Raw genomic sequence first — 16,262 nt, forward strand, 5'->3', positions numbered from 1 at the left:
GAAGGCGCCGGCATCACGCCGGTCCATTCGTTGCAGATGTGATGCGCATGGCGCGGCGGTACCGCTCGCGCCGTGTTTGATCAATAAATATTCATATAGGTATCCTGATGAATAAGAAAAATTTCTCAGACTGGAAGAATAAAGCCACCCTTATGAAATTCGAAGGGCGTGCATTTATCGATGGCACACTGCGCCATGCGCACAGCGAAAGGACATTCGCCTGTGTGAGTCCGATCGATGGCCGCGTGCTCGTCCACGTCGCCGACTGTCGCGAGGCGGATGTCGACGCGGCCGTGAAGTCGGCCCGGCGGGCATTCAACACGCAGACATGGGCGGGCATGAATCCACGCGATCGCAAGGTCGTGCTGCTGCGCTGGGCGGCATTGATGCGTGAGCACCTCGAGGAGCTGGCTTTGCTCGAGACGCTCGATGTGGGCAAGCCGATCGGCGACACGACGGCCATCGACGTACCGGCTGCTGCGCACTGTGTCGAGTGGTATGCCGAGGCGATCGATAAGATGGGTGGTGAGCTCGTGCCGACCGACCATCATCTCGTCGGTCTTGTGACGCGCGAGCCCGTTGGTGTGGTCGCTGCGGTGGTACCGTGGAACTTTCCGCTCCTGATGGCGGCGTGGAAGTTTGCCCCGGCGCTTGCTGTCGGCAACAGTGTGATTCTTAAACCATCGGAAAAGTCGCCGCTCACCGCCATTCGCATCGCCCAATTGGCGCACGAGGCAGGCCTGCCGCCCGGTGTATTCAACGTTGTGCCGGGTGGCGCCGAGCCGGGCCGGCTGCTCGCACTACACCACGATGTCGACTGCATTGCGTTCACCGGCTCGACGAGAACCGGAAGGCAAATCATGGAATGCGCGGCGCAATCCAACCTGAAGCGCGTGTGGCTCGAACTCGGAGGTAAGTCACCGAACATCGTGCTGCCCGATTACCCCGATCTCGATCGCGCAGCGAAGGCGGCCGCCGACGCGATTTTCTTCAACATGGGCGAGGTGTGTACGGCGGGCTCGCGGCTTCTCGTGCACCGGGATATCAAGGACGCATTCGTCGCGAAAGTGGCCGCCGCGGCACGTGCCTATGAGCCGGGTCATCCACTCGATCCGTCTGTGACGATGGGACCCATCGTCGATCGTATCCAGTTCGAGCGCGTGACGGCTTATATCGACGCGGGTCGCCGGGAAGGCCGGCTCGTGACGGGAGGCGCACGCGTCAGGGAGGAGACCGGCGGTTTCTATGTCGAACCGACCGTGTTCGAGGTCAAGCCGGATGCACAAATTGCCCGCGAAGAAATCTTCGGACCGGTTCTGGCCGTGATCGAGTTCGATGACGTTGACGAAGCGGTGCGCATCGCGAACGACACGGAATACGGCCTCGCGGCTGCTGTATGGTCTGGCGATCTGACGACTGCGTACGAGGTGGCGAGGCGCCTGCGTGCAGGAACAGTCTGGATCAATGGCTACAACGAAGGGGCTGACGACATGAATTTCCCATTCGGTGGTTACAAGCAGTCGGGCAACGGCCGCGACAAGTCTCTGCATGCGATCGAGAAATATACGGAGTTGAAGTCGACGATTGCGCGGCTGCAATAGGTGGTGTTCAGGTGATCCAGAACGTCCCGGCATTGATTTCCTCGCATGACGCGCTGCACGCGCAAACGCTGGTCAGCGTTCTTCGATGGTCATCCCTTCCCGGGTTCGCCCAAACGCGGGGCAGGCATTTCGCCATCGAAGTCGAAGTAAAAAAATCGTTAAAAAGCGGTTGACCTTACCACGCTGTCAAACCCCATCTTGGTCAGACACGGTAACCAACCAGGAGATCAAGATGCTGCGTTTCTACATTCCAAACATGACCTGCGACGGCTGCGCCAAGTCCGTCACCAAGGCGCTGCTGAGCGTCGACCCGCAAGCCCGCATCGAAGCCGATCCGCCCGCGCGTGAAGTTCGGGTCGATAGCGTCTTGGACGAGAGCGCTTTCCTCGCAGTGCTTAGCGAGGCCGGGTATCCGGACAAGCAGTGACTCGAAGCGATGAGTGACTGATCGGCGAGTGGGGCTCATACACATCAGGCATCTTCTAGCGATCGGCGGCACGCGACCCAGATGGGGTGGGTGCCGCCCTCGACAGCAGACATTCGAGCGATACGTGTCGCGACGCACGCTATATGCCGCATGACTGGTCAACCCATATTGCCGTCAGCATGGCGAAACGAATGCCTTTGAGGATCCAGTCGCCGTGTCGATCAATCAAGTGCGTGTGATTTATCTTTTACGCATAGATTTCTGTATCCCTAAACATTCCCACCTGATGGGATAACAAAAAAATTTTGGAGTTCCAGAGCAGACCTGAATATAGTCATCCCCGAAAACAGCCCTGCCGCAAGAGTCAAGCGTTCAACCAGGAGACAGACATGAACCTGCTCGTGTACAGACGTTGTGCCCTTTCGCTGTTAACCGCATTAACCGTGAGTGTGTCGCTGGGTTTGTCGGGCTGTGGCGGCGATGCGTCGGGCGGTAGCGGCGCCGTCGCTTCGGTGAATAGTCAACAGGTCGCGGCGGCCGCTGCCGCGCAAAGCGAATCTGCGGCGCCGCAAAACCGCCCCCGCTCGCGTCAAATCGCCGTGGTGCCGCCGCCAATGGGCTGGTCGTCATGGAACAGCCTTGCGGAGAACGTGAATTACAACACGATCAAGGCCGAAGCCGATGGCCTTTCCGCACTGAATGCGCAGATAAAATCCGGCGCGCAGTACGAGTATGTGAACACTGATGAAGGCTGGTGGACCTCAGGGACGAGGGACGCCAACGGCAACTTCGTCATCGACAACACGCAATGGCCGGGCGGCATGCCGGCCATTGCGCAATATATCCACAGCAAGGGACTGAAAGCGGGCATCTACATCGACGCCGGCCCGCAGGGCTGCGGCACGCGGACCAACGGCACGCATTTCGTCGGTAGCGGCTTCGCGCATTACGATCAAGACTTTCTGCAATTTGCGCAGTGGGGATTCGACTTCGTGAAGGTCGACTTCTGCGGGGGCAGCGCAGCCGGCTATGATCCGCAGCAAGCCTATACGGCCATCGCCGATGCGATCGACAAGGCATACGTGCAGACCGGCCACCGCGTGACGCTCAGCATCTGCGACTGGGGAACCATCGGCAATAACAGCACGTACCCCGACTTCAACGAAGGACCATGGGCGTGGGCCGCCGGCGTTGGCCGGATGTGGAGAACCACGGGCGACATCTATGGGCCGAACAGCGGCGCGCCGAACTTCGGCAGCGTGACCGGCAACTTTTTTGGCAACTACCACCCCGAGGCCCAGCACACCGGCTTCTACAACGACCCCGACATGATGGTGGTCGGCATGGGCATGACGGCGGTTCACGATCAGGCGCACATGAGCCTGTGGGCGATCGCCGGTGCACCGCTGATTCTCGGCAACGACCTGTCGAAGCCGCTGACCGCGGATGCCACGCGGTTGACGACGAGCACCGACGTCATTGCGGTCGACCAGGACCCGCTTGGCACACAAGGCGTAAAGGTCGCACAGTCCGGCGCACAGCAGGTGTGGGCGAAGCTTCTGGCCGGCCAGGGGCAGCGTGCTGTCGTGCTGTTCAACAACGGCACGACTGACGCGCCGATGACGGTCACGTGGCAGCAACTCGGCCTGGTGCCAAACGCGCGCGCGGTCGTGCGTGATCTGTGGGCCGGCAAGCAACTCGGCTCGTTTGCCACTTCGTATACGGCGCCCGCGGTGCCGGCGGGCGGCGCCGTGATGCTCTCGGTAAGCGGACAGGACGTCGCTGCGACGACCTACCAGCCGACCTCACTTGGCGGTGGCGCATCGTATACGCACTGCCCGGACTGCGATGACGGCAGGATCGTTCGGGGACTTGGCACTGTCACCTTCGGTAACGTCGCATCGACTGGCACTGGCGGCTACGTTGAGATTGCCTATGCGAACCGCTCTCACGAAACGTTGACCGCACAACTTTCGACAGACGGCGGGCAGGCGACCACCGTGGCATTTCCGCCGACCGGCGGCGAAGGGCGCGTTGGCACGGTAACGGTCTACGTGCCGCTGCAAACCGGGGTTAACTCGCTGACGCTGTCGAGCGCGGACAGCACCGCGCCTGCGCCCGAGATTGGCACCGTCTCTGTCGTCGCCGGCCCGGTGACGCTACCGCCATTCAAGGCCGCCTATGAAGCAGAAGCGTCGAGCAGCGTACTCGCCGGTGGCGCGCGTATTTCGGCATGCAGCGGGTGTTCGGGCGGCTCGGACGTTGGCTATATTGGCAACGGCGGGACACTGACGATCAACAACATTAGTGTCGCCGCGGACGGCACCTATACCGTGTTGATTGGTTATGCGAACGGCGACTCGTCGCCGCGCTCCGCGGACATCAGCTTTAATGGATCAACGCCTGTCACTGTTTCGTTTCCGCCGAGCGGTGGGTGGGGCACCGTCTCCACTCTCGCTGTGACGGGCACATTCAAGTCGGGCAACGCGAACGCGCTAATCTTCTCGAATCCTTCGGGTTGGGCACCGGACATCGATGGCGTTGGCGCGCCGGCAGCGCAGTAGCTTCAGTTGAAGGATCTGCGCCGCCGTCTCCAGCGGCGGCGCAAACGTCAAGCCAGGAAAGCAGGCAACGTTGAGGCTGAAACAGTACGCGAGCGGACAGCCTTATAGCGTTTGCAGCAGTTCGCTTGGACCATTACGGTCTGCATATTCGCGCTGCCACCCATTGTGACGCGCATTACCTGAAGACTTCAGTTGCTTCGCAGTTCGACTATCCCCATTCTGCCCGCGAGCTCCGCAAGTTTGGAAAGCAGTTCTGACGTTAGCCCGCTGGCGTTCGATGCAGCGGATGCGTGCTTAATCCGCTTTTTAGCTTCGGAACCGACCTCTTGCGGACGTTCCCTTAGTTAGCAATCGAACGAATGACCCGTGCCGGATTCCCTCCGACAAGCGTATTCGGGGGAACGTCCCTGGTGACTACCGACCCTGCCGCGACGACCGAATTCTCGCCTACTGTTACGCCACCGATGATGGTCGCGCCGGCCGCGATCCACACGCCTTTCTCAATTACGATGGGCTTTCCGATTGTGGCGGCGCGTCGCTGCGAGGGATCAAGGGGATGGCCCGTCGTGATGATGCTCACGTTCGGCCCGATCATCACATCGTCTGCGATGTCGAGGCCGCCAAGGTCATAGAACGTGCAGTTCTGATTGACGAAGACATTGTGTCCGACGCGGATTTCGTCCCCACCGGCCGTATAAAACGGAGGGATCAATAAAAAGCTCTCATCTACCTTTTTACCGATCAGTTCGCTGAACAGGATACGAATTTCGGCCGCATCGTTGAACGTCAAACGGTTAAGTGTGGCGGTGATCGCCATCGCTCGTTTGACGTTTGCCAACATGTCCGCCGATTCCGGCGTCCTGCTATAAATTGTCCTGGTGCGATCGTCATTCGGCATTCTCTATTTTCCTCCGGTTGCGCGAGCGTGCGGCGCATGACGGCCGTGCGAGCGCTGAGTATAGTCACAAAAATGGCGGGGAAATTCCAGCCCTATGTGACGCCGATAACGAGGGTGCTGCGGGGCGGCTTCGACGCGATAATCCATGGGCCGGTTGCGCCTACAACGGCGATGAGCTTCTGAGTGTTCGACATGGTTGTTCTCCAGGGCGTATTTTGTTAGGGCGGTGCTACCGCACGCAGCGAGCGCGGCGGTCTCTTTCTCTTTCTTCGCCGCGGCGCTGACCAGCTTCTTGCCGCCGCACAGTCTGGCCGGCCGTGCTCTTCGTAGCGGAATTCGATGCGTCGCATCGATTCACTGAACTCATCCAAAATCCCTCCGCGTTCAGGCATCGGCAAGCGCCGCCATCTCCCCGAAAGTCATGCCCCATCGGCCTTCCGGCCCGCTGACGGCCGCATATCCGTGCAGACCCCTAGCCGGGAAAAGCTTGACACCTAAATTATGTGCAAATAATCTGAATTCAGAATGTTGAATTTAGTTCGAAATCCCGGCTGGTGATCTCATGGAGGATCACCCCCGTTAAACTGGAAAGGACTAGCCGTGCCAGACGCATTGCAGGCTGCGCGTATCGTGAAGCCGACGATCTCAGCGCTTGAGGATTCACCCATCATCGACGTGTGGCGGCTCGGGATCGACCGCCCGGACGTGATCGGCTTGTGGGCCGGGGAGAGCGACTTGCCGACGCCCGCGTTCATTTGCGAGGCCGCCAGCGCCGCGCTTGCGCAAGGCAAGACGTTCTATTCGCAAAACCGCGGCATTCCCCCGCTGCGCCAGGCCATTCGCGACTATTACGCGCGTCTGTGCGGCGTCGGGATCGATGATGCCCGCATTTCCGCGACATCGTCCGGTATGAATGCGGTGATGCTGGTCGCGCAGGCGATTGTCGGCGCAGGCGATAACGTCGTTTGCATCACACCCTCGTGGCCGAACATCTTGCGCGCGATTTCGATCCTCGGCGGCGAGGTGCGCGAAGTGCCTCTCGGCCACGACGAAAGCGGTTGGTCGCTCGATCTGGAGCAGGTGTTTGCGGCCTGCGACGGCCGTACCCGTGCCGTTTATTTCGCGTCGCCCGGCAATCCGACCGGTTGGATGATGGAGCGCGAGGCGCAGCAGCGCCTGCTCGACTTTGCGCGGCAGCGCGGCATTGCACTGATCGCCGACGAGGTCTATCAGCGCATTGTCTACGACCGTGCCTACGCGCCTTCAATGGTTGAAATCGCGCAAGCCGACGACCCCGTCTTTGTCGTCAACAGCTTTTCAAAGGCCTGGGCGATGACGGGCTGGCGCATGGGTTGGATGATTTTCCCCGAAAGCATGACGGCGGACTTCGAGAAACTGATCCAGTTCAATACGAGCGGCGGCCAGGTCTTCACGCAGGAAGCCGCCGCACTCGCGCTGACCGAGGGCGAGCCGTTCGTGAAGTCGTTCGTCGAGCGGTGCAGGCGCGGACGTCAGATCGTGCTCGACCGTTTCGCCCGGATGCCTGGCGTGCGGGTCGTGCCTAATCTCGCATCGTTCTATTTGATGTTCGAGATCGAAGGCGTAACGGACACGCTCGAATTCTGCAAGCGGGCGGTGCTCGAAGCCGGCGTCGGCCTCGCACCCGGCATTGCTTTTGGCGCTGAATCGGCGCAGCAGATCCGGCTTTGCTATGCGCGCAGCGATGCCAGCCTGAGCGAAGCCATGGACCGTCTCGCACCGTTCATCGCACGCGTCGCCCAACCCGTCATACAGACCGGTTAGCGGTTCTCGCCGCTTTTCCAGCTGACTCGCATCGATCGCAGGCGCCATGCGCCCGCGAGGGTGCGACACGCATGCAGTTTGACCGTATCGGGGATTCCAGATGACAGACATAGCCAACGCCCGGCCATCGCAAGCGACGCTCGATTGCCTGAGTCAGCTGATCGGTTTCGACACCACGAGCCGCAATTCCAATCTCGCGTTGATCGAATGGGCTGCCGACCGCCTCGAGTCGGCCGGCGCGACGCTGCGCTACGACTACAACGCTGAGCGTTCGAAAGCGAATCTGTTCGCCACCTTCGGCAATGGGCCAGGCGGCGTTGTGCTGTCGGGTCACACGGACGTTGTGCCGGTGGATGGTCAGGCGTGGACCAGCGACCCGTTCACGGCGCAGATTCGCGACGGCCGCGTGTATGGCCGCGGCGCGTGCGACATGAAGGCGTTTATCGGTGTCGTGCTGGCGCAGGCCCAGCGCTTTGGCGCAGCAAAGCTGCGCGAGCCGCTGCACATCGCGCTGAGCTATGACGAGGAAGTAGGCTGTCTCGGCGTGCCCGGTCTGATCGCGGCGATGAAAGACGCGGGGCTGACGCCGTCGGGCTGCATCGTCGGCGAACCGACGGACATGCGCGTGATCGCTGCCCACAAGGGCGGGCGCATCTACCGTTGCCACGTGCGGGGTTGTGCGGCGCATTCGTCGCTGACGCCGAAGGGCTTGAACGCGATCGAATACGCGTCGCGGATCATTTCGCGCATCCAGGATCTCGCGGACGAAGAAGAGGCGCATGGCGAGCGCGTCGGGGGTTTCGACGTGCCGTTCTCGACCATCTCGACCAACACGATCGAAGGCGGTAACGGCCGCAACATCATCCCCGCCGACTGTGAGTTTTACTTTGAGTACCGCTTCCTGCCGGGTGTCTCGCCGGACCGGTTCATCGACGCGCTCAAACAGTATGTCGACGCTACCGTGCTGCCGAAAATGCGCGCCCGCAACGGTTTGGCCGACGTTTCATTCGAATGCGTCGGCAATATTCCGGCGCTCGACGCAAGCGAGTCGGATGAGATTCACCGTCTTGCCATGGCGCTTCTCGGTGACGCGAACGGCCGCGGCGGCAAGGTCGCCTACGGCACCGAAGCGTCGTTCTTCCAGAACGCGGGGGTGCCGGGAATCGTGTGCGGACCGGGTTCGATCGATCAGGCGCACAAGGCCGACGAATACGTGTCACTCGATCAGCTTTACCAGTGCGAGCGTTTCATCGACCGCCTGATCGAGCGGGTGAGCCTGGTCTAAAACCGTCGCGATACCTTCGTTTTCGCCCTGACGCCGTCGTTCCCTGAGTCGTTCCATTTCGAGCCACACGACAAGCATTCATGCCAACCGCCCATTCTTCACTGCCGATGCCCGACACGATTGAAACCGCACGCGACGCCGATCTGTTTCGCAAGGTGACGTGGCGGTTGATGCCGATTCTCTTCATCAGCTACATCGTCGCGTATATCGATCGCGTCAACATCGGTTTCGCGAAGCTGCAGATGCTCGACGACCTGCATTTCAGCGCGGCGGTCTACGGCTTCGGATCGGGTGTGTTTTTCGTCGGTTTCCTGCTGTTCGAGGTGCCGAGCAATCTGATCCTGTACCGCGTGGGTGCCCGCGCATGGATTGCACGAATCATGGTCACGTGGGGCGTGATTTCGATGTTGACGCTGTTTGTGAAGACACCGGCGGCGTTCTACACGATGCGATTTCTACTGGGCGCGGCCGAGGCGGGATTTCTGCCTGGGGTGGTCTACTACCTGACCCAGTGGTATCCGAAACGCCGGCACGGGCGCGTGATCTCGTTGTTGATTACGGCAGCTGCGGCCGGCGGTGTGGTCGTCGGTCCGCTGTCGGGCTGGATGATGGATGTGTTCACCAATGTCGGCTCACTGCGTAACTGGCAATGGTTGTTCCTCCTGCAAGGGATTCCCGCACTGATCGTCGGCGCTGCGGTATTTCTCGGACTCGCAGATTCGCCGCGCAAGGCGAAATGGTTGAGCGAAGCCGAAAGGGAGCGCCTCCTCACGATCGTCGAAGCGGATCGTAGCGGTACACATCAGCGTGCACGCATTCGTGACGCTTTCGGCGAAAGCAAGGTCTGGCTGCTCGGCTCCGTGCTCATCGCATTGAATCTCGGTATCTATGCGGTGGTGTTCTGGACGCCGACGATTATCAAGGCCGCCGGCTTTGTGCATTACCGGACCATCGGCCTGATTTCCGCGATTCCCTATCTCGCCTCCGGCGTGGCGATGCTTTTGCTTGGACGCAGTTCCGATCGCTTTGGCGAACGACGCTGGCATATCGCCGGCGCCTGCATCGTCGGCGCGGTGGGACTCGTTTTCAGCGTGATATTCGCCGGCCGGCCGTTCTTCTCGATCGCGGGCATCGTGCTCGCCACCGCGGCCTTTATTGGTGCGACGCCGCTGGTGTGGGCACTCGCCTCGAACTTCATGAAAGACCGCGCCGCGGCCGCCGGCTTCGCGCTGATGAATGCGCTCGCGGCACTCGGCGGTCTGTTTGGCCCCTATCTGATGGGGCTGGCGCAGGACCTCACCGGCAACACGGCGGTATCGATGCTTGGTGTGGCCGCCTGCGCGGTGGCGGGCAGCCTCATCGTGTTGCTTCTGCCTACGCCGCGTCGCCTCGCGGACGAGCAGGCGCCACGCTTTAACCCGGACGCAGGCGGCTCGCGTCAGGTCACGGATCACAGCAGGACGCAGTAAGACGTTTCGTTTTGAAAAAGCAACCGGTTCGCCCGCCGACGCGGTGATGTTTGCGCGTCTCCTTCAATTCGCCTGACGCATTCGTCTCACCCCTAACCTGATCGCGATCGATGAAACCGACGCCTAAAAATATTGCTGCCTCTACGCTCTTCGCCGGCTGCTGTGCCGGCATGTCGATGGCCGCACACGCGCAAAGCACAGTCACGCTGTACGGCATCCTCGATGCCGGGATCACATGGGCCAGCAACGAGGGCGGCCACTCCGTGCCGTTTCTCGACACCGGCGTCATGCAGGGTAACCGCCTCGGCTTCAAAGGCGTTGAAGACCTGGGCGGGGGCATGAAGGCCATCTTCGACCTCGAGAACGGCTACCAGTTGCAGAACGGCAAACTGGGGCAGGGCGGTGCGCTGTTCGGCCGCCAGGCGTGGGTTGGATTGTCCGGCGACCGCTGGGGCGTGCTGACCGCCGGGCATCAGTACGACTTCATGTGCGACACACTGGAGACCTACTACACGCCGACATGGTCGGCGGGCGGCTACGCGAACAATCCGCTCGATAACGACCGGATGAGCGGACAGCGCGTCGACAACTCAGTCAAGTACATGTCGCCCGATCTCGCCGGCTTCAAGTTAGGGGCGATGTACGGTTTCTCCAACCTTGCCGGCAACATCAACGGCAATGGGCGCACCTACAGTTTCACGGGTGTCTATGCACGCGGCAACTTCAGCGCGGGCGTGGCCTATACGGAGATCAGCGGCGCCACGCTCGATATCTCGCCGCTGGTGGGATCGGCGACGCCGGTCAACGTCGGCGGCAGCAAGCTGAGGACCTGGGGCGCGGGCGCGGACTATCAGTTCTCGCAGGTGACGGTCTATGGCGTGTATTCGCAGGCGCAGTACGAGTCGGCGAACGGACTGCCCTCCGCGATGTTCCGCAATTACCAGGGCGGTTTCAATTACACGCATAACGTCGCGCAGATCTACGGCATCGGCTATGGGCTCACCACCCTGGGTGCGAACAGGTATCACCAGTTGAATCTGACCTTCGACTATTTGCTGTCGAAGCGCACCGACGTGTACGTGCAGTCGATCATCATGCACGCGACCGGCGAATCCGCAACCGCTGCAATTATCAGCATTCCTGCATCGTCGAACGGCAATCAGGTGTTGCTGCGCCTCGGTATGCGCCACAAGTTCTGAGCGACTCCACGGCGCTCAGACCTCTACCGCGACACATCACACACACACGTACTCACTCATGCAATCGAATGCAAATCAATCGCCGGGTAGTCACGACGGCTGGCTCATGTACCACTCGGTCGGTCTGTTTCCCGGTCAGGAAACGGCGATGCGCGACGCGCTGGCGCAGTTCGCCTCGAGCTGGTGCGCACCCGGTCTCAAGCGCTGGGACGAAGGGCTCGCCGCACGGCAACGCGTGCTCGACGACTGGGCACGCCTTGTCAACGCCAATACGCGCAACGTGTTTGCCGCTGAAAACGTCACCGAGGCATTCGGGAAGTTTGTCGCGGCGCTCGGCACGCGGTTGACAGGCCGCAAGGTGCTGATCGCCGCCGATTGCTTTCCGAGTCTGCATTTCCTGCTGTCGGGCCTGGCCGGCACGTTCGGGTTCACGCTCGAAACCGTGCCGCTTGCAAGCGGTGCCTCGTGGGTCACGGACGACGCGTTCATTGATGCATGGCGTGACGATGTCGCACTCGCCATCATCACGTGGGTCACGTCGACCGCGTCAAAGCGCGCGGATCTTGACCGGCTCGTTGCACACGGCCGCAAGCAGGGCAGCCTGATCGCCGTCGATATCACGCAAGGCGCGGGCATTCTCGATTTCGACGTGATCAGGCCGGCGGTCGATTTCGTCGCGACAACCACGCTGAAATGGTTGTGCGGAGCGCCTGGTACCGGCCTCGGTTATGTGTGTCCCGCGTTGCTCGACAGTGGTCTCGCACCGCAGATGACCGGCTGGTTCAGTCAACCGGATCCGTTCAATTGGGATATCGCACGCTTTTCGCTGGCGGCGGAAGCCCGCCGGTTCGATACCGGCACGCCGTCATTCCTGCCGTTCGTGGCGTCCGCGCCGGGTCTTGCGTGGCGCCTGTCCAGCGCGGCCGATGGACTGCGCGAGCGCAACCTGCGCCTGTGCCGCGCCGTGATCGACGTGCTCGACGCCAAGGGTTACGCGTTGCATTCGCCACGCGCCGACGCGGCACGCGGCGGCAGCGTGATGGCGACACTGCCCGCGCATATCGACCCGCAAGCACTGGAAGCCAGTCTCGTCGAGAGCGGCGTTGTGGTCGATACGCGAGGCCGCGTGATGCGCTTTTCGCCGGGTGTGCTGACGCACGATTCGATCGCGAGCCGGCTCGCCGCGCTTTTGCCTGACTGATCCGCACGTTCCTGTCGACGCGCTTTGCACGCGTCCTGCACCAGTTATTGGGAGTCTTCAGATGGAAGTCACACCCGCAACAAACCGGGAAGCCGGCCTCGAAAAAGCGCTGAGCCAGCGGCAGATCACGATGATCGGCATTGGCGGTGCGATCGGCACCGGGCTCTTCATGGGCAGCGGCATTGCCATCGGCTATGCCGGCCCCGCGGTGCTGATCAGCTATGCCATTGCCGCGCTGGTAGCGGTCATCATGGTGTTCAGTCTCGCCGAAATGGCCGTTGCCCATCCGTCGGCGGGATCGTTCGGCACCTATGCCGAGATGTATCTGAACCCGTGGGCCGGGTTCGTCGTGCGTTACACGTACTGGGTGATCGAAGTCGTCGCGGTGGGCGGCGAGGCGCTCGCGGTCGGCATCTACATGGGCTTCTGGTTTCCCGGCATACCGGTGTGGTGGTGGTCGCTCGCCTTCGGCGCGGTGTTGGTGTACGTGAACTGCCGCTCGGTGAACAATTTCGGTTCGTTCGAGTACTGGTTCGCGCTGATCAAGGTCGTCGCGATCATCGCGTTCATCGTGTTCGGTCTTGCGGCAATTTTTGGTTTTGGCGGCCTGGGAATGTTCGGGGCGGGCGTGCATACGGAGCCGGTGGGGATGCATAACCTGACCGGGCTGCCGGGCGGCTTCATGCCGCATGGTTTCAGCGGCGTCTGGATGGGCGTACTGATGGCAATCTTCTCGTTCTACGGCGTTGAAGTGGTCGCGGTGACATCGGGCGAGGCGCGCGATCCGCAGAAGGCAATCCCGCACGCATTGCGTTCGATGGTGCTGCGTCTCACGCTGTTCTACCTACTCGCGCTCGGCATCATGATTACCTATCTGCCGTGGACGGAAGCCGGCGCGAAGATCGTTCAGCAAAGCCCGTTCGTCAGGTTGTTCGAACACGCGGGTGTGCGCCATGCCGCCGGGCTGATGAACTTTGTCGTCGTCACCGCGGCACTGTCCAGCATGAACACGAACCTGTACCTGTCGTCGCGGATGATGTTCTCGCTGGCCCGTGGCGGTTTCGCACCCCGCTGGCTGGGAAAGCTGACGGCAAGAGGTACGCCGCTCGCCGCCACGCTGGTTTCCGGGCTCGGCGTGCTGGTGGCCGCGCTCATCTCGTTCCTGAGTCCGCTGGCGTACAACTATCTGTTTGGCATCGCGCTGTTCGGCGGGATCATGGTGTGGATCGTCATCCTCGTGACGCACTTGCAGTTCCGGCGCGCATGGCGCGGCCGCAAGCTACCGGTGCGCATGCCGTTCTTCCCGTATGCGCAGATTCTCGGTATTGGTTTGCTGGCTGCCATTCTGATCACGATGGGGCTCGACACCAGTTTCTGGAACATCTCGTGGATCGTCGGCGTACCGTGGCTGCTGTTGGTGTCGCTCGTGTACTTCCTGTTCCGCAAGCGGCTTGCCGGGCTTTCCGCCGTCTCGACTTGAGCCGGATACCGTCATGCAGCACTGGCCGGGCGCTTTGTCTTATCCACGCGCACGGGCCGCGCAGCGCAACAAGGTCGTATTCGATGACCGCGCCGCGTTGACCCGCGCGCTGCATTCGCCGGTGCGGCACGCGCTGCGTGAACATTCGCTACATGCACCGTCGCTGGGTGGCAACAGCACCCACTATCCGATGACAAGCCGGTCGTTGCAGTTGCCGTTACAGCCGGCCAAAGACAGGGAGACAACGTGAGCCTCATTACCAATCCGATGCGCGGACCCAATCCCTTCAAGGTGGGTGTTTTCTCAGCCAATGCCGACGGTGGCTTAAGTTTTACGACTGTTCCCGAACGCTGGCGCGCTGGCTGGGACGACGTGCAGCGCGCGGCGCAAATCGCTGACCAGGGCGGGCTCGACTTCTTCCTGCCGATCGCCCGCTGGCGAGGTTTCGGCGGCGCGACGGACGTGCGCCAGTGGTCGTTCGAAACCTTCACGTTTGCTGCCGCGCTGGCCGCGGTGACACAACGGATCGCGCTGTTCATGACGGTTCACGTTCCGCTCGTGCATCCGCTGTATGCGGCCAAAGCGCTGGCGACCGTCGATCACATCAGCCATGGGCGTGCCGGGCTGAACATCGTCTGCGGCTGGAATCCCGACGAATTCGCGATGTTCGGCATGCAACTGAATCCCGAAGGCTACGCGCAGGCCGCCGAATGGACGGAGATCCTTCAGCGGCTCTATACGTCGGCGGAACCGTTCGATTTCGATGGCCGCTTCTATCAACTGAAGGAGGCCATTTCACGACCTGTAGCGGTGCAGACGCCGCGTCCGGTGACGATGAATGCAGCGTTCGGAGCGCCGGGGCGCGATTTCGCCGCACGGCATTGCGATTGTCTGTTCACGACGTTCTCCGAACTCGACGCGGGGCGTCAGCACATCGACGATATCCGTCAGCGCGCGCACGCGGTGCAACGCGACGTTCTGGTCTACACGGTAGGGCACGTGGTGTGCCGCGAAACCGAAGCGGAAGCGCGCGCCTATTACGACCATTATTCGCGCGATCACGCGGACGAAGCCGCGCTCGATTACCACATGCGCCAGAAGAAAGGCTTTAGTCAGAGCCACGACGACGCAGCCTATCGCCTGTACCGGCAGCGCTTCGCCGCGGGCACGGGCACCTTCCCGCTGGTCGGCACGCCGCAACAGATTGTCGATACGCTGGTGCAGATGCATCAGGCCGGCTTTGCCGGTGCGGCGCTCTCGTTTGTGAATTATGTCGACGAACTGCCGTTCTTCTGCGAGCGCGTCGTGCCATTGATGCGTGAAGCCGGCCTGCGCGTCGATTGAGGATACGAAAGATGAACCCGACCTCCGAAGCGTTCCTTTCCACCGACCTGCCGCTCGCCGAAGCGTTTCGCGGCGGAATGCGCCGTCTCGCCTCCGGTGTGTGCGTGGTGGCCGCACGCAGTACGCACGGCATACCGCTGGGCGTCACTTGTCTATCGCGACGGGGAATTTCATCCTCTCCCCGCCGTACAAGCTGAAGGTAGCGCATCTACTGCTTGACTAACGTGCCCCTTCACCATAATCTGAATTCAGAATTCGTAAATTAGAAAAAGGAATCATTGTGGCCCAGTCCGATGACAAGGTTGTCAAACTTCCGCGGCGAACCGCACTCAAGCCGACCACGCTTAGCGAAAGCATTTATCAGGAAGTGCGTGGGCGTCTGCAACGTGGCGAGATCGGTACTGAAGAGCGCGTGCTCGACTACGAAATCGCCGCGGAATTCGACTGCACCCGCATGCCGGTTCGTCAGGCGCTGTTGCGGCTCGCGAACGAAGGCTATCTGGTCGGTACAACGCGTGGCTTTGTGGTGCCGACCATCACAAGCGACGACATTCACGAGATTTTCGAAGTGCGCCGGCTACTCGAACCGGCTGCGGCGGCAAGCGCGGCGGCGGTGCTGACGGACAAGCAGGAAGCCGAGCTCAAGAAGGCGTATCAGAAGGCGCGCCGCGCGTACGACAAGCAGGACGTCGACCAGATGATTTCGGCCAACGTCGAGTTTCGTGCCACGTGGCTCGAGGCAGTCCAGAACGCGCGCCTGCGTTTCACCATCCTGCGCTTCGTCGATCACGCGCAGCAGGTCCGCCTCGGCACGCTCAACAACCGTTCAACGCAGAAGATCGTAATCGACGGCATGCGGGCGTTGCTCGAAGCGTTTGTCGAACGCGACCCGAAGCTGATCAAGGTGGCGATGCTCGAATTCATGCTGAACGCCGAACAACAGTATTTCGCATTGCTCAACGGTGAAAAAGCGGACGAATGACCGCAGGTA

The 16,262-nt window shown here is 61.4% G+C and carries 14 protein-coding genes; 13 read left to right on the top strand and 1 reads right to left on the bottom strand.

Annotated elements, in window-relative coordinates:
• Window positions 1–107 precede the first annotated feature (107 nt).
• The 3 genes from ACUN0E_RS08895 (at window position 108) to ACUN0E_RS08905 (ending at window position 4,592) form a co-directional block, all read left to right on the top strand.
• Entirely contained in the window at window positions 108–1,601 is a 1,494-nt protein-coding gene (locus ACUN0E_RS08895; RefSeq protein ID WP_445566330.1) for an aldehyde dehydrogenase, read from the top strand.
• Between the two features lie 232 nt (window positions 1,602–1,833).
• Window positions 1,834–2,028, top strand: a complete 195-nt coding sequence (locus tag ACUN0E_RS08900) for a heavy-metal-associated domain-containing protein (RefSeq protein ID WP_445566331.1) — start codon at window positions 1,834–1,836, stop codon at window positions 2,026–2,028.
• 389 nt (window positions 2,029–2,417) lie between these two features.
• Window positions 2,418–4,592: a carbohydrate-binding protein gene (locus ACUN0E_RS08905; RefSeq protein ID WP_445566332.1), complete on the top strand. Its 2,175-nt coding sequence runs from the start codon at window positions 2,418–2,420 to the stop codon at window positions 4,590–4,592.
• A 340-nt stretch (window positions 4,593–4,932) separates the two neighbouring features.
• Here the strand turns inward: ACUN0E_RS08905 and ACUN0E_RS08910 are convergent, their stop codons facing one another.
• Window positions 4,933–5,490, bottom strand: coding sequence for a sugar O-acetyltransferase (locus ACUN0E_RS08910; protein WP_445566333.1), 558 nt, complete (start codon window positions 5,488–5,490; stop codon window positions 4,933–4,935).
• 600 nt (window positions 5,491–6,090) lie between these two features.
• On the opposite strand from ACUN0E_RS08910, the gene ACUN0E_RS08915 reads away from it, so the two are divergent.
• The 10 genes from ACUN0E_RS08915 (at window position 6,091) to ACUN0E_RS08960 (ending at window position 16,253) form a co-directional block, all read left to right on the top strand.
• Entirely contained in the window at window positions 6,091–7,293 is a 1,203-nt protein-coding gene (locus tag ACUN0E_RS08915; protein WP_445566334.1) for a pyridoxal phosphate-dependent aminotransferase, read from the top strand.
• Between the two features lie 100 nt (window positions 7,294–7,393).
• A complete protein-coding gene (gene argE / locus ACUN0E_RS08920; protein WP_408229377.1) occupies window positions 7,394–8,578 on the top strand; it encodes an acetylornithine deacetylase in 1,185 nt (394 codons plus the stop codon).
• An 80-nt stretch (window positions 8,579–8,658) separates the two neighbouring features.
• The gene (locus ACUN0E_RS08925; RefSeq protein ID WP_408229374.1) at window positions 8,659–10,047 is read left to right on the top strand and encodes an MFS transporter; all 1,389 of its coding nucleotides are present in this window, start codon (window positions 8,659–8,661) and stop codon (window positions 10,045–10,047) included.
• A 110-nt stretch (window positions 10,048–10,157) separates the two neighbouring features.
• Complete coding sequence (locus ACUN0E_RS08930) at window positions 10,158–11,246, top strand: porin (RefSeq protein WP_445566335.1); 1,089 nt, start codon at window positions 10,158–10,160, stop codon at window positions 11,244–11,246.
• Window positions 11,247–11,304: 58 nt separating this feature from the next.
• A complete protein-coding gene (locus tag ACUN0E_RS08935) occupies window positions 11,305–12,447 on the top strand; it encodes an aminotransferase class V-fold PLP-dependent enzyme (RefSeq protein WP_408229368.1) in 1,143 nt (380 codons plus the stop codon).
• A 61-nt stretch (window positions 12,448–12,508) separates the two neighbouring features.
• Window positions 12,509–13,927 (top strand): amino acid permease, encoded by a 1,419-nt coding sequence (locus tag ACUN0E_RS08940; RefSeq protein WP_408229365.1) that lies wholly within the window; start codon window positions 12,509–12,511, stop codon window positions 13,925–13,927.
• Between the two features lie 13 nt (window positions 13,928–13,940).
• Entirely contained in the window at window positions 13,941–14,177 is a 237-nt protein-coding gene (locus tag ACUN0E_RS08945) for a hypothetical protein (RefSeq protein WP_445566336.1), read from the top strand.
• Complete coding sequence (locus ACUN0E_RS08950; protein WP_445566337.1) at window positions 14,174–15,271, top strand: LLM class flavin-dependent oxidoreductase; 1,098 nt, start codon at window positions 14,174–14,176, stop codon at window positions 15,269–15,271. The genes ACUN0E_RS08945 and ACUN0E_RS08950 overlap by 4 nt, the downstream gene beginning before the upstream one ends.
• 11 nt (window positions 15,272–15,282) lie before the next feature.
• Window positions 15,283–15,468: a hypothetical protein gene (locus tag ACUN0E_RS08955; RefSeq protein WP_445566338.1), complete on the top strand. Its 186-nt coding sequence runs from the start codon at window positions 15,283–15,285 to the stop codon at window positions 15,466–15,468.
• A gap of 83 nt (window positions 15,469–15,551) precedes the next feature.
• Window positions 15,552–16,253 (top strand): GntR family transcriptional regulator, encoded by a 702-nt coding sequence (locus ACUN0E_RS08960; RefSeq protein WP_408229353.1) that lies wholly within the window; start codon window positions 15,552–15,554, stop codon window positions 16,251–16,253.
• The last annotated feature ends 9 nt before the right edge of the window (window positions 16,254–16,262 follow it).

The organism is Paraburkholderia sp. D1E, assembly GCF_052682275.1.

Coding starts and splice junctions, on each gene's coding strand:
- ACUN0E_RS08895 (WP_445566330.1), top strand. CDS start 108: ATGAATAAGAAAAATTTCTCAGACTGGAAGAATAAAGCCACCCTTATG.
- ACUN0E_RS08900 (WP_445566331.1), top strand. CDS start 1,834: ATGCTGCGTTTCTACATTCCAAACATGACCTGCGACGGCTGCGCCAAG.
- ACUN0E_RS08905 (WP_445566332.1), top strand. CDS start 2,418: ATGAACCTGCTCGTGTACAGACGTTGTGCCCTTTCGCTGTTAACCGCA.
- ACUN0E_RS08910 (WP_445566333.1), bottom strand. CDS start 5,490: ATGCCGAATGACGATCGCACCAGGACAATTTATAGCAGGACGCCGGAA.
- argE (WP_408229377.1), top strand. CDS start 7,394: ATGACAGACATAGCCAACGCCCGGCCATCGCAAGCGACGCTCGATTGC.
- ACUN0E_RS08925 (WP_408229374.1), top strand. CDS start 8,659: ATGCCAACCGCCCATTCTTCACTGCCGATGCCCGACACGATTGAAACC.
- ACUN0E_RS08930 (WP_445566335.1), top strand. CDS start 10,158: ATGAAACCGACGCCTAAAAATATTGCTGCCTCTACGCTCTTCGCCGGC.
- ACUN0E_RS08935 (WP_408229368.1), top strand. CDS start 11,305: ATGCAATCGAATGCAAATCAATCGCCGGGTAGTCACGACGGCTGGCTC.
- ACUN0E_RS08940 (WP_408229365.1), top strand. CDS start 12,509: ATGGAAGTCACACCCGCAACAAACCGGGAAGCCGGCCTCGAAAAAGCG.
- ACUN0E_RS08945 (WP_445566336.1), top strand. CDS start 13,941: ATGCAGCACTGGCCGGGCGCTTTGTCTTATCCACGCGCACGGGCCGCG.
- ACUN0E_RS08955 (WP_445566338.1), top strand. CDS start 15,283: ATGAACCCGACCTCCGAAGCGTTCCTTTCCACCGACCTGCCGCTCGCC.